11 protein-coding genes are annotated in these 12,969 nt (G+C 45.3%); 1 reads left to right on the top strand and 10 read right to left on the bottom strand.

The genetic code is table 11. The features are described 5' to 3' along the window. Positions 1 to 362: 362 nt before the first annotated feature. The 5 genes from GJV52_RS09825 to dndC form a co-directional block, all read right to left on the bottom strand. On the bottom strand, positions 363 to 2,594 hold the full coding sequence (locus GJV52_RS09825) for a DNA internalization-related competence protein ComEC/Rec2 (protein WP_100563891.1): 2,232 nt from the start codon (positions 2,592 to 2,594) through the stop codon (positions 363 to 365). 110 nt (positions 2,595 to 2,704) lie between these two features. Beyond that, on the bottom strand, positions 2,705 to 4,276 hold the full coding sequence (locus tag GJV52_RS09820; protein WP_095501660.1) for an FtsK/SpoIIIE domain-containing protein: 1,572 nt from the start codon (positions 4,274 to 4,276) through the stop codon (positions 2,705 to 2,707). A 30-nt stretch (positions 4,277 to 4,306) separates the two neighbouring features. Next, positions 4,307 to 6,352: an AAA family ATPase gene (locus tag GJV52_RS09815; protein ID WP_100563889.1), complete on the bottom strand. Its 2,046-nt coding sequence runs from the start codon at positions 6,350 to 6,352 to the stop codon at positions 4,307 to 4,309. Positions 6,353 to 6,355: 3 nt separating this feature from the next. Further along, entirely contained in the window at positions 6,356 to 6,574 is a 219-nt protein-coding gene (locus GJV52_RS09810; RefSeq protein WP_095501662.1) for a DNA modification system-associated small protein, read from the bottom strand. Continuing rightward, positions 6,571 to 7,689, bottom strand: coding sequence for a DNA phosphorothioation system sulfurtransferase DndC (dndC, locus tag GJV52_RS09805; protein WP_095501663.1), 1,119 nt, complete (start codon positions 7,687 to 7,689; stop codon positions 6,571 to 6,573). The genes GJV52_RS09810 and dndC overlap by 4 nt, the downstream gene beginning before the upstream one ends. Positions 7,690 to 7,762: 73 nt before the next feature. Between dndC and GJV52_RS09800 the strand changes: the two genes are divergently transcribed. Continuing rightward, positions 7,763 to 8,026, top strand: a complete 264-nt coding sequence (locus GJV52_RS09800) for a helix-turn-helix domain-containing protein (RefSeq protein WP_095501701.1) — start codon at positions 7,763 to 7,765, stop codon at positions 8,024 to 8,026. A gap of 83 nt (positions 8,027 to 8,109) precedes the next feature. On the opposite strand, the gene metE is transcribed toward GJV52_RS09800, so the two are convergent. From metE to fdx, 5 genes are all read right to left on the bottom strand, one after another. Then, complete coding sequence (gene metE, locus GJV52_RS09795) at positions 8,110 to 10,383, bottom strand: 5-methyltetrahydropteroyltriglutamate--homocysteine S-methyltransferase (RefSeq protein ID WP_100563887.1); 2,274 nt, start codon at positions 10,381 to 10,383, stop codon at positions 8,110 to 8,112. A 60-nt stretch (positions 10,384 to 10,443) separates the two neighbouring features. Further along, on the bottom strand, positions 10,444 to 11,337 hold the full coding sequence (metF, locus tag GJV52_RS09790) for a methylenetetrahydrofolate reductase (RefSeq protein WP_095501665.1): 894 nt from the start codon (positions 11,335 to 11,337) through the stop codon (positions 10,444 to 10,446). Between the two features lie 538 nt (positions 11,338 to 11,875). After that, positions 11,876 to 12,214, bottom strand: a complete 339-nt coding sequence (locus GJV52_RS09785; protein ID WP_100563885.1) for a hypothetical protein — start codon at positions 12,212 to 12,214, stop codon at positions 11,876 to 11,878. Further along, entirely contained in the window at positions 12,214 to 12,408 is a 195-nt protein-coding gene (gene iscX / locus GJV52_RS09780; RefSeq protein WP_095501667.1) for a Fe-S cluster assembly protein IscX, read from the bottom strand. The genes GJV52_RS09785 and iscX overlap by 1 nt, the downstream gene beginning before the upstream one ends. A gap of 204 nt (positions 12,409 to 12,612) precedes the next feature. Continuing rightward, positions 12,613 to 12,954 carry an ISC system 2Fe-2S type ferredoxin gene (gene fdx, locus GJV52_RS09775; RefSeq protein WP_095501668.1) on the bottom strand — a complete coding sequence of 114 codons (342 nt, stop codon included), beginning with the start codon at positions 12,952 to 12,954 and terminating at the stop codon, positions 12,613 to 12,615. Positions 12,955 to 12,969 lie beyond the last annotated feature (15 nt).

Below are 12,969 nucleotides of genomic sequence, written 5' to 3'. Positions count from 1 at the left end.
AAATTTTGAGCAATAATTTTTTCTCATTAAAATTCAAACAATAAAACCAGTTATCCACATGATTCACACATCATCACACACTTTAATCACGGATATCAGCCAAACTTATCCCGTGATGACTATTCCCAAGCCATCTCCAATTCGCAACAAAATGCCGTCTGAAATCATACTTTAAGCTTGACGGATTCAGCGCTTTTTGCATAAAAATTACTTTGCCTATTTTTTAAACAATCCAATTTTTTCTTTAAATTTCAATCCACAAACCTGATTATCCACAGCCGAATTCACACAAAGTAAGGATAACTATACTTTTGTTAAGTTTGTGCTCAGGCCGTCTGAACGCATTTTTTGATTGGATTCACTCAATCAAATGGCTTTTTCTGCCAATAAAACTTTCCTTGTTTCAGACGGCCTTGAAAAACTTCCGCCCCACCGCCCAATTCGAATACCAGTGCACCCGATAAATCCGTACGCAACAATGTCGCCCCATGCGCCGCAACTTTGTTTTGCACCGCCTTAGTCGGATGGCCGTAACTATTCGCATAACCGCTTGAAGCTATGGCATATTGCGGTGACACCGCATTCAAAAATGCACTCGCGCTGGCGGTATTGCTGCCGTGATGCCCTAACACCAATATTTGGCTATACAACGCATCACCGTATTTTTGCACCAAATCCAGCTCGCCCTTCTGCCCCATATCGCCGGTAATCAGCAGCGCCTTCCCGTCGGCCAACACGCGCAGCACACAGCTCTTATCATTGTCATCCTTACCCGAATGCGCTTCAGACGGCCTTAAAAATTCAAAGGCCACACCGTCCCACATCCATTGCGATTCATCGCAAAACTCGGCCTGCGGATAAAATTCAGGCTGACCGGCCAGCAGCTTTTCTGGCGGTTGGCCGCGCTGAATGGCCGCATAGCCGCCGTCGTGATCGATGTCGTGATGCGACAACACCAGTTTATCCAGCCGCCGAATGCCCAGCGCATTCAAGCTCGGCACAATGCCCGCACCCGCCGCATGCGCCGTGCCGGTATCGAACAGCAAACGGTGTTCGCGCGTTTGCATCAATACCGACAAACCCTGCCCCGCATCCCACACCCACACTTTCAGACGGCCTTCCGACAAAGGTTGCACACGGTAAAACACAAATCCAACCAGCACCAAGCAAGCCCACGGTTTCAAAGCCGTACCACGTGGCAGCAGTAAAACCAATGCCGCCAAAACCGCCAACACCATCAGCGGCCAAGGTGCAGCCGCCACCGCAAATTCAGGCGAATACGCTGCCAGCCACACCAAAAACCGCAGCGTGTATTCCGCCAACGCCGCCGCCAACCATTGCAGCGGCGCAAACGGCAGTGCCGAACTGAGCAAAGCCAGCGGTGTCAACACCCAAGAAAACCACGGAATCGCCACCACATTCACCAGCGGGCTCAACAGTGGCAGCGAAGCAAACATATAGCCCAGCAACACCACCGACAACAAAGTCGCCGCCCATTGCCCGCGCACGGCCAACCACCAGCCGCGCTCATTCAGACGGCCTGCCGACGACCAAATCAGCGCCGCCACCAAACCGAACGACAACCACAACCCCACGCCCAATGCCGCCAAAGGATCAAACAGCAACACCAGCGCCAAAGCCTGCCACCAGCCCGTCCACGGCGATGAACCGCTGCCGCGCCACCACGCATAAGCAAACGCCGCCAACATCAACACACTGCGCTGCGTCGGCACGCCAAAACCCGCCAACCCCGCATACAGCAACGCCCCCAGCACACCGCCCGTCAACACCCACAATCTCGGCCGCTTCGGCACCACAGGCAGCACCCGCAGCAACAGTTTCACCAAAAAACCAAACCACACCGCCACCATCGTCACATGCAGCCCCGAAATGCTCACCAAATGCGTCAAACCCAAAGGCCGAAACGCCTGCCACAATTCCGCACGCAATGCCGATTGTTCGCCAATCCCCAATGCCCGCATCAAGCCGATGCCGTCTGAAAACTCGTGTCCATAAAGATTCGCCTGCTGCCAATTGCGGCTGATGCGTTCACGCCACAATGTCAAATTTAGGCCGCCCGACTCCGCCAGCAACACCCTGCCCTTACCCAACGAACCCATGCCACCCACACCATTGGCCAATGCCCAAGCCTCACGATTGAGCCCGCGCAAATTCACTTCCCCCACCACCGGCCGCACCCGCGCCGATACCTGCCAACGGCTGCCCACCGGCCAATCACGCAGCTGATAATCCGACAACATCAAGCGATACTCACCGCCATCCTTATCCCAAGCCTTGGCCGCAAACTGCACCCGCCGCTCATCACGGCGCGGCAAATCGTCCACCACCACCGTCAACGCCACATTCTCCACCCGCGCCACCGGCCATTGCCGCGCCAATGCCGATTCCGTACGCCACACCCCATAAGCCATGCCAAGCAACATACACAACAACACCGCCGCCGGTTTCCAACGCCAAGCTGCCAATAAAATCAATCCAAACGCCGCAAGCCACGCCCACAACGGCGGCACCACAGGCAACAGGAACGACACCAATACCCCGAATGCCCAGCACGGCAATACATAACGCAACATAAATTATTTCTCTTGTAATCGTTTTTTGTTATGATAAATTAGAAATAATAGATGTGCATAGAAAAAGCCGTCTGAAAAATATTTTTCAGACGACTTTTTTCTATTTAAACCTACACATCAAATCCATGCAGAAAAAACGGAGTACCATTATCCCATTTAACTAAATGATCACCTTTACCAAGTAAAAGTTCAGCACCCGTTTCATCTAAGATAATCTTAGATTCAGTAGACTTTTGCACACTTAGTGCAATCCTTGCCGGTAAATTACTACGCAGTGTACCATCTAATATTTTTGCATCAGGACGCTGGGTACTCAAAATTAAATGTATTCCAGAAGCCCTTGCTTTTTCAGCCAACATCATTAGTTGCTTTTCAATTCCATTATGATATTTGAGTAAATTAGCTAGCTCATCCACTACAATCACACGATAACGTGGACGGATATGTTCAGGAAGTTGGGCAATTTTTTCAACTCGATGTTGGCTCATAAGTAAATAGCGCTTTTCAGATTCTTCTACACTTTCAAGAAGAAATTGGTACATTTCATCATAGTTATCTAGAATCCGCTCCTCATAAAGATCTTCTTCATTTTCAAATATCCGATAATCAACTTTTTTTGGATCAAGGATCGCCACTTCCATCTTGTCCTGACCTTTACATAAATCAAATAAGCTGCGTAATAGTGTACGCACAAATACAGATTTGCCCGAGCCAGTAGTACCACCAATAAGCAGATGCGGTGCAGAAGCCAAATCTTTAAAATGAGCTTTGCCGTATTCATCTATTCCTACACACACAGGCAATATATAATCTTTATTATAACTTTGTAGGGCCTCTGCAAATTTTTCTGCGCCTAATTTATGCCATGTATTCTCGTCACGTAGCAGCTTCACATCATAAGCATGACTTTCATTGTTGTAACATGGCACAATATGTAAAGCGCTCTCTTTCACACCTAATTCTGAGCACAAGCCTTGGTGATATCTATCTAAATCAGCATATTTGCTCAAACGCAAACGATAAATATCATAACGTGCCCCTGCGTGATGGAATTTCAAATCTGCGATACTAATATTTTGGCGTATGAATGCACTACGCAGGCGTTGTTCTTGGTTCTCGAATGGTATTTTCTCTCCTTCTTGGTAATCTGAAACTATTTTTTGTTTTCCTAAACCTGCATTTTTCACAGCTAAATCAGCTAACTCATTTAAGAAGATTTGTCTAGCTGCTAATTCATCATCAGGCTTAAAGCGCTTACATCCCTCCCAAAAATGTTCCAGCTCCACTGCTCCTGTATGCCATAACGAATGGATAAATATATACAAATCTTCTTTACTTAAATCTTTATCAGGATTCAATCTAAATAATGCCTCACTTAGCATAACCAACCATAGCCTTGAATAATCCTGAAAACAGGTTTGAAAAGAAGCAATCTCCGTACCCTTAGCATTTGGTGCTGGAATAAGTTTATTTGGAGTATCAGTGAAGCCCTTAACAAAACAATAACCTATACACAACATTGCCCAATCGTAATGGCCATCAAAGGCTGGAAGTGCACCTGCCTCATTGAGCTTAACACGAATTTTTTTTGCTTCTTCGCTGGAAATAATTCGCTTTTCACTCATCAAAGTATGAAAAAAGTCGGTATCCCACTTTTTATCAGTATGTTCTAATCGGTACATGATGTTTCCCTGTATATCTCAGATAGCTGATTATTCAAAATAAACGTCAGCAGTAACCTGCGAACGCGCGCCGGCACTTGCCAAAGATTCAGCTTCCACTAAATAAGTACGACTGATATGCGGCTCTAAACGATGATAAACCTCAGGCGTGATTTCTGTATCCTGCGACAATAAAATAACTTGCTGATTTAAACTGCTCCAATGCTTAAATAAGCCTTCACGATGACCTTCATCCAAACGAGCTAACGGAGTATCAATGATAAACGGTGCCTGATAGCGTGTGACCTCTGCCAATGCTGATACCAACGACATAATGAGAATCTGCATTTGTCCTGCTGATAAATCTACACGTGATTCGTATCCGTCTCGGCCAAATAAACCCATTTTTCCACTTGCTTCAATGCGTATGCGGTCTATACGTTCATCATGCGCAATCGAACGGTTAATCCGTGTAGCAGCTTCACCAACTGCTTCAACTTTCTTTTTCAATAATTCCTCTGTTAAGCGTACAATTACTTTATCCATCTCACCAGCACGACGGGATTTAATTAACTGAGGATTACTTTCACTAATTTTATTTTGTAAATCAGAAACTTCTTTAAGACAGCGTTCTTTAGTTTTTTCATGTTGAATCAAATTACTTTTCAGATGGCCTGTACGTTCTTTATATTTATCGGCTTCCTGATTAGCCTCTTTCAGTTGTTCAACCAATTCATCGTTGTTGGTTCCTTTCAAATTTTCTATTTCAGCAATAATATGCTTTCGTTCAGCTTCTTTTTTTGCATTTTCTTCAAGCAATTTACCAATCTCACCCTGCGGCATACCACTCAAACGAGCGATTTCATTTTGAATTTCAGCATGGGCATTAACGGAAAGATAATTATGTTCGATTTTATCGGCACAGTTTTCAGGTAACGGATAAAACAATTGTTCCCAACAATCTTCTACAGCCTCTTTCAGTAATGGCTGACTGAAAATCACACCAGCCATTTGCCCTAATGCCTGATTTACTTTTTCACTACCAACAAACGTATTCCAAAAATCATCAACTTTTTCGGCAATTTGGTTTTTTCCTGCTTCATGGTTTAAACGATTTTTCTCATACTCTAATTGTTTCTGCAAATCGTTCAAGCGGCCTCTAGGTAAAAACGCCAGCGGCATGGCTTTAATAGCAGCTTTGATATGGCTTTGGAATTCAGCCATTTCTTTGTCTAGTTTCTCACGTTGAGCCATTAAATCTTGAGATGAACGTATATCACTACCACCACCAAGCTGTTGCATTAAACTATCTCGTTTTTCTGTCCAATGCTGCCATTGTGCGTTTGCATCAGATAATTCTTCGTTAAACACATCCAAATGGGCTTCAGCGTGGCTTAACTTACGTTCTGCATTTGCTAATTCTTCCTGCATTTTATTACTACTGTTTTGAGAAATATTTTTAGTACAATAATCTCTCAAGCTAACACGCAACTTCTCCAATAAAGTAACACCTAATAAACCTTTCAGAGCCTGGTTAAGCCAAACCCCCGCACCACTTCCTTCTGCCGTTTTAACGATTTTCTCCCCATCAAAAAAGAAAAAAGGTGCATAATCAATAGGTAAAGCGAATGCATTAAGATATTTTCCTGCCATATCTTCATCAATCAATTCATAATAGCCATTTTTAGCTAATTCGATGATCATTGAACTATCAGTAGGTTTGTATTTTCCGTCAGCATCGAAATACCATTTTCTTTTGATACGTAACCCGTATTCTTGTCCTTGATAGTGCTGACAAATTTCCAGTTCTAATACCATTTCACTGCGGCCATATTTCATTTCTGCTTGATGATGCAGGGCAGATTGCAGAAACTCAACATAACTTTTTTCTTTACCTTTGAGACCAGCTCGTTGGAGATGACTAATCGCATCTTTATCGTATAAACAAAGATAAACTGCTTCTAAAAGCGTGGTTTTACCATGACCATTTTGAGCACCAATTAAGACAATATTTCTCTCATCCTTTGGCTCGGGAAAATGAAAAACAGCATTATCGTAAGACTTAAAATTCCGTAACCGGATTGAATGTATCCACATAATTTATTTCCAGTAGTTTTTGTTATCAAAAATTTCATCAAACATTTCTGTCATACCACGTCTGCGAATTCGCTCTTGTTGGTCGCGCTCCCATGCTACTAGTTCTGCCAATGCTTCAATGGATACACCATGTTCTTCAGCAATTTCAATCATGAGCTTTTTGGCCGCTTCATCACTCCAGAGTAGTAAATCAGCTACTTTTTCTTCGATTTTCCTGTTCATGCTTTTTTCCTTGTATGAGATTGAATCAAATCTTCCGCCCAAATCTGTTTAATCAAATCGACTTCTTCCTGCGTAATCAATTGCTGCCCGTAAACTGCTTGAATTTCCAACAACTTCGCTAAAATCATTTGTCTCGCTTCGACGGTAAACGGTCCTGGAATATGCTTACCATCTTTAATCGTGATGGTGCCGTTGCGCCGCTCGACTTGGCGGTATTCAGGCTTATTACGGATTTCTACCAACCAATCTCTAAAATTAATTAGCGGCTGATACTCAGTTTTTCCCACATCAACAAAACCTTGTAAGCTTCTATCTTTATTCACGACTGTGCATGTCCAACAGCCAAAACGGCTGGAATTAGTACCACAACCAGGCGCTTCTTCCTGTGACAATACAATTGGACATTCGCCCCCCGCAGCTTCACGGTAAAGTTTGACCAATGCAGAATGTGAACCACCCCACGGTGGATTGTTGCTTGCTAAAAACTCCCATACATCGTCAGTGCTTAAATCAACAATTGGGCGATATACAAAGGCGTTGGGCAAACTACCATGCGGCGTAAGATTAGAATCAGTAAGGTTTTGGTGACTTTCAATGCTCGCTTTACGAGTAGAGGATTCATCTTTGCGTACACCTAAAATAATGATGGCTGCACCATTCTCGGCAACTTTATCCAAAATAAATTTACTGGTTGGCTGAATTTTTAAACGGTCAGTACACCACCGCATACTGCGATTAGGCGATGGATAACCTTTACCAATTAACAGCGTCCAGAATGTCTCTTGTAATTTTGGTGTAGTAACCTCACCACTAACCGGCAATTTGAAAATCTTAGCGGCTTTTAAAATTTTATTAAGTTCACCGCGCATATGCTGCACAACCAATGGGCTTTCCACTAATGTGTCATTGGATACAAAAAATACCTCCCGCTTACGCATACTGGCAGGCAAAGCAAGCAAAGCCTCAAAAACCAAATGCGCCACTAAAGTACTGTCTTTACCGCCTGAAAATGTCACAATCCAAGGATAGGACTGCTGCAAACTCAAATATTCTTCAATAATTTGTTCACGAATATTGTCAAATGGTGTTTCTGTATAAATAGGGATGGCGTTCATAAACTACTTTTAAGATTAAATGTTATTTGCACCTAAAACAGGTGCAAATAACATTGTACCTAAAATCGGTGCAATGAAAAACCTGCGCCTCTCTATTTATTCAACTGAGCATTTGTATTTACGACAAATGCTAACTGCACGACGCATTGAGCTTGGCTTATCCCAAAGAGCATTAGCCGAACGGCTTGATGTTGTACATTCTTTTATTGGCAAAGTTGAAACTGGAGACCGCCGCTTAGATTTGTTTGAGTTTTTGGTTTATTGCGAAGGTTTAGAATTAGATTCCTTGAAAGTAATAGAAGAAATAATTCATCGAACCAGGCCACAAAAATGGTAGAAAATATTGATACAACAAAAATGCCGTCTGAAAGATTTCCTCTTTCAGACGGCCTTTATCATTTAGTTAAAATCAACTCAAAATCAAGCCAATTCTTTGCGTAGTTTCTCGGTGACGTTCATCATTACTTGCAGCTGTTCGATGGTTTCTTTCCAGCCGCGGGTTTTCAAGCCGCAGTCTGGGTTGACCCACAGGCGTTCTACCGGTACGACTTCGATGGCTTTGCGCAGCAGGTGTTCGATTTCGCCTTCGGTCGGCACGCGCGGGCTGTGGATGTCGTATACGCCCGGGCCGATGTCGTTCGGGTATTTGAATTCGCCGAATGCGGTCAACAATTCCATGTCGGAACGTGAGGTTTCGATGGTAATCACGTCCGCGTCCATGCTGGCGATGGCCGGCAGGATGTCGTTAAATTCTGAGTAACACATATGGGTGTGGATTTGGGTACTGTCTTCGCAACCGGTTGACGACAGGCGGAAAGCTTCGCTTGCCCAAGCCAAGTAGGCATCCCAATCGGCACGTTTCAACGGCAGGCCTTCGCGGATGGCCGGTTCGTCGATTTGAATCACTTTAATACCGGCTTTTTCCAAATCCAATACTTCGTCATTTAAGGCCAAGGCGATTTGTTTGCACACGGTGCTGCGCGGAATATCGTTGCGCACAAATGACCATTGCAGAATCGTTACCGGGCCGGTCAACATGCCTTTCATCGGGCGTTTGGTCAGGGTTTGGGCGTAGGTTGACCAAGCCACAGTCATGGCGTTCGGGCGGCTGACATCGCCGTAAATCACCGGTGGTTTTACGCAGCGTGAGCCGTAGCTTTGCACCCAGCCGTATTGGGTAAAGGCAAAGCCTTCCAGCAATTCGCCGAAATATTCCACCATGTCGTTACGCTCGGCTTCGCCGTGTACCAACACATCCAAATTGAGTTTTTCTTGCTCTTCAATCACCAAGGCGATTTCTTTTTTCATCGCGGCTTCGTAATCAGCGGCAGACAATTCGCCTTTTTTGAACGCGGCACGCGCTTGGCGGATTTCAGTGGTTTGCGGGAACGAACCGATATTGGTGGTCGGCAGCAACGGCAGGTTCAGCCACGCTTGTTGCGCTTTAATGCGCTCGGCAAACGGTGATTTGCGTTGATCGGCATCGGCCGGCAAATCGGCCAAACGTTTGGCCACTTCGGCGCGGTGGATTTCGGTACTGTTGGCGCGTGAATCGGCAGCGGCTTGGCTGTCGGCCAATTCGGCGACAACCGCTTCGCGGCCTTGGTTCAATGCGGTTTTCAACACGCGCAATTCTTGGGTTTTCTGCAAGGTGAAGGCCAACCATGAGAACAAGGCAGGTTTGTTGGCTTTCAGTTTTTCCTCTACCGACAAATCATATGGCGTATGCAGCAGCGAACATGAGCTGGAAATCCACAAGCACTCGCCCAATTGGGCTTGCAAAGGCTCAAGCGTGGCCAATACGTTGTTCAAATTAGCGCGCCAAATATTGCGGCCGTCAATCACGCCGGCAGACAATACTTTGTCGTAATCGGCAAATGCATCCAATTGCTCGGGCGCGCGCACCAAATCAATGTGCAAACCATCTACAGGCAAGGCTTTCAGACGGCCTGCGTGTTCTGCAACCGAGCCGAAATAAGTGCTCAGCAAGATTTTGGCATTGACTTGGCTTAAAGTTGCGTAAACATCTTGGTAAGCATCCAACCACGCTTGCGGCAGGTCAACCGCCAATGCAGGCTCGTCGATTTGAATCCATTCGGCACCGGCAGCAGCCAATTCGGTCAGGATTTCAACATAAACCGGCAATAATTTTGGCAACAGGCTCAAGCGGTCGAATTCGGTTGCGCCTTTTTCTTTACCGATCCACAGGTAAGTCAGCGGGCCGACGATGGTCGGTTTGGCTTTATAGCCCAAGGCTTGCGCTTCTTTCAATTGTCGAACATAGTGCGCGGCATTGGCTTTGAATTCGGTATCGGCGTGGAATTCAGGCACCAAATAGTGGTAGTTGGTGTCGAACCATTTGGTCATTTCGATGGCAAACTGATCTTTATTACCGCGCGCCAATTGGAAATATTGTTCCAAAGTCAGGTTTTGGCTGTCGAAACCAAAACGCGCCGGAATCGAGCCGGTAGCCACTTGCAAATCCAAAATGTGGTCGTAAAAAGTGAAATCGGCCACCGCCACAAAATCCGCATCGGCTTCGGCTTGGTGTTTCCAGTTTTTCTCACGCAAACCCTTTGCCACGTCCAGCAGCTCTTGTTCGCTCACTTCTTTGCGCCAGTATTTTTCTTGCGCAAATTTCAATTCACGGAATGCGCCAACGCGCGGGAAACCTGAAAAATGTAATGTAGCCATGTGCTCTCTCCTGATTAAAAATGTTCGTTATTGATTCAAAAATAAAAGCTTATTCAATATTTAAGCGGCTTGCGGCAATGGGCGTACACCCAAAGTGTGACAAATCGCATAAGTCAATTCGCTGCGGTTGAGCGTATAAAAGTGGAAATCTTTCACGCCTTCACGCGACAATACTTTGACCATATCGATGGCAATGCTCGCCGCCACCAAATTGCGTGTGCCTTGATCGTCGTCCAAACCGTCGTACATACGCGCCAGCCAGTTCGGAATCTTCACATTGGTCACTTGCGCCATCTTGCCCAATTGCTTGAAATTGGTTACCGGCAAAATGCCCGGCACAATTTCGGCATCAATGCCAACCGTGACGCAGCGGTCTCGGAAGCGCAGATAGCTTTCGACATCAAAGAAAAACTGGGTAATCACATGATTGGCACCGGCATCGATTTTGCGTTTTAAATTAATCAAATCCGCCTGCGCCGATTTGGCTTCGGGGTGCACTTCCGGATAAGCGGCCACGGAAATATCGAAATCGGCCACCGAACGCAACACTTTGACTAAGTCTTCAGCATAAAACGGCTTTTTCGCATAACCTGCCGGCTCATCACCACGCAGCGCCACAATGCGGCGGATACCACTGTCCCAATAATCTTGCGCAATTTGTTTCAACTCTTCAGGCGAAGCATCGATGCCGGTCAAATGCGGTGCAGCATCCAAACCGGTTTGCTGCTTGATGTTTTTGACGATGCCGTGTGTGCGGTCGCGCTCGCCCGAATTGGCGCCATAAGTCACCGAAACAAACTTAGGATGCAGGTTTTTCAGGCGATGAATCGAATCCCACAGCATGGTTTCCATTTGCTCGTTTTTCGGTGGGAAAAATTCAAACGATACGTTGATATCGCCTTTTAAATCACACAAACTGTTGTTTAGTGCATTAATTTCTTTTGCGTAACTCATGGCTTTTACCTCTTGTGCAATGGTGCTGTGTTTTCTGTTAACGCTATCTTATTTTTTTCTTCATCATGAGTCAATTTCAAAATTTTCCAATTAATCATGAATTTTTTTAATAATAAAGTAAATTTGTATTTTTATCAGATTTTCATAATCCTTTTTTAATTCAGATAAATATTAAAAATGCCGTCTGAAAAAGAGTGTTTTCTTTTTCAGACGGCATTTTCAAAAGATTCATGCTTAATGCACACAATCGAACGCGGAATGCTTAACACATATCCACTTAAATATGAATTTCGTTCATCAAAAATAAAAAGGCCGTCTGAAAGTGAATACTTTCAGACGGCCTCTTAGTTTTTCAAAACTCAATTTGAACCAAGAAAATAAGGGTCGTCATTCCCGCGCAGGCGAGAATCCAGAATTATCGGTTTCAGGAATGCTGAACTATTTCAGAAATTTGACGTTCTGGATTCCCGCCTGCGCGGGAATGACGGCCTAAAGATTTCTAAAAATTTACGAGTTTTACAAAGATCTCGATCGCTTTTCAATCTTTATCCTGCTTCTGCATTTTCAACCAAAACAAATGGCGACAAGAATCGGTAAAGCGCTTACGCTCAGGTGTGATGCGACCATGCTCCGGATGCTTCAACACCTGATAGCTGATTTCACACGGCAAACAAGCAGCCGCCTCGGGCTCGATATCGAAATTACCTTCGTCTTGCTCCACGCGGTAGCGCAACATCGCTCCATCGACAAAACGGTACATCGTTTCATCCAACACGCCGTCTGAAAGCTTTTCAGACAGCGTGTCTTCTTTGGTAATCACGGCCACGTCGCCCAAACCATGCGCGGCGCGGACATACCGTCCCAGCGGCAAATCCATTATTCAGCTTCTTCAATCCAAGCCTGTTGCACGGCTTCGAGAATACGCTCACCACAACGCGCCGGATCGTCGTCAAATTCCGGCAGCGCCATAATCAATTCGCGCAAGTGGGTGAATCGGATGGTTTTCGGATCGATGTCGCCGTGTGTGTCATACAATTCTTCGGCGATGCGTTGGGTATCAGTCCATTTCATGAATGTGTCCTTTCGATGTGTAGCGACTTGGATGTTTATCAAAGCGCTTTTATCCATACAGCATACCAGGTTACCAATAAAAGCATCTTGAGTATATTTCTTTACCCTATACTTTTCAAATTTAAGCCTTATTCCAAGATGTTCACACACGCACAGTTTTTACTTTAACTTCAATCTGCTTGTGCAACGGCTCCAACTTGTTCATTAATGATCTTCACGCGCATGGTTGATGGTGTATTTCGGAATTTCCACCACCAAATCTTCATCGGCCACCACTGCTTGGCAGCTCAAACGTGAATCGGCTTCCAAGCCCCATGCTTGGTCGAGCAAGTCTTCTTCGATTTCGGTCGGCTCTTCCAAGCTGTCGAAACCTTTGCGGATAATCACGTGGCAAGTGGTGCAGGCGCATGATTTTTCACAGGCGTGATCCACTTCGATGTCGTAATCCAACAAAACGTCCAATACGGTTTTGCCTTCCGGCGCATTCTCGATAACTGCGCCTTCAGGGCACAATGTTGCGTGTGGTAATACGGTAATTTTTGGCATTTTATGTTCTCGTTG

The sequence above is a fragment of the Neisseria brasiliensis genome (assembly GCF_009671065.1).
GTDB classification, from domain to species: domain Bacteria; phylum Pseudomonadota; class Gammaproteobacteria; order Burkholderiales; family Neisseriaceae; genus Neisseria; species Neisseria brasiliensis.
This window is presented reverse-complemented; position numbering and strand designations above follow the sequence as displayed.

What these genes read in the sequence shown, in the direction of transcription:
- GJV52_RS09825 (WP_100563891.1), bottom strand. Translation starts at nt 2,594, where the DNA reads ATGTTGCGTTATGTATTGCCGTGCTGGGCATTCGGGGTATTGGTGTCG.
- GJV52_RS09820 (WP_095501660.1), bottom strand. Translation starts at nt 4,276, where the DNA reads ATGTACCGATTAGAACATACTGATAAAAAGTGGGATACCGACTTTTTT.
- GJV52_RS09815 (WP_100563889.1), bottom strand. Translation starts at nt 6,352, where the DNA reads ATGTGGATACATTCAATCCGGTTACGGAATTTTAAGTCTTACGATAAT.
- GJV52_RS09810 (WP_095501662.1), bottom strand. Translation starts at nt 6,574, where the DNA reads ATGAACAGGAAAATCGAAGAAAAAGTAGCTGATTTACTACTCTGGAGT.
- dndC (WP_095501663.1), bottom strand. Translation starts at nt 7,689, where the DNA reads ATGAACGCCATCCCTATTTATACAGAAACACCATTTGACAATATTCGT.
- GJV52_RS09800 (WP_095501701.1), top strand. Translation starts at nt 7,763, where the DNA reads ATGAAAAACCTGCGCCTCTCTATTTATTCAACTGAGCATTTGTATTTA.
- metE (WP_100563887.1), bottom strand. Translation starts at nt 10,383, where the DNA reads ATGGCTACATTACATTTTTCAGGTTTCCCGCGCGTTGGCGCATTCCGT.
- metF (WP_095501665.1), bottom strand. Translation starts at nt 11,337, where the DNA reads ATGAGTTACGCAAAAGAAATTAATGCACTAAACAACAGTTTGTGTGAT.
- GJV52_RS09785 (WP_100563885.1), bottom strand. Translation starts at nt 12,214, where the DNA reads ATGGATTTGCCGCTGGGACGGTATGTCCGCGCCGCGCATGGTTTGGGC.
- iscX (WP_095501667.1), bottom strand. Translation starts at nt 12,408, where the DNA reads ATGAAATGGACTGATACCCAACGCATCGCCGAAGAATTGTATGACACA.
- fdx (WP_095501668.1), bottom strand. Translation starts at nt 12,954, where the DNA reads ATGCCAAAAATTACCGTATTACCACACGCAACATTGTGCCCTGAAGGC.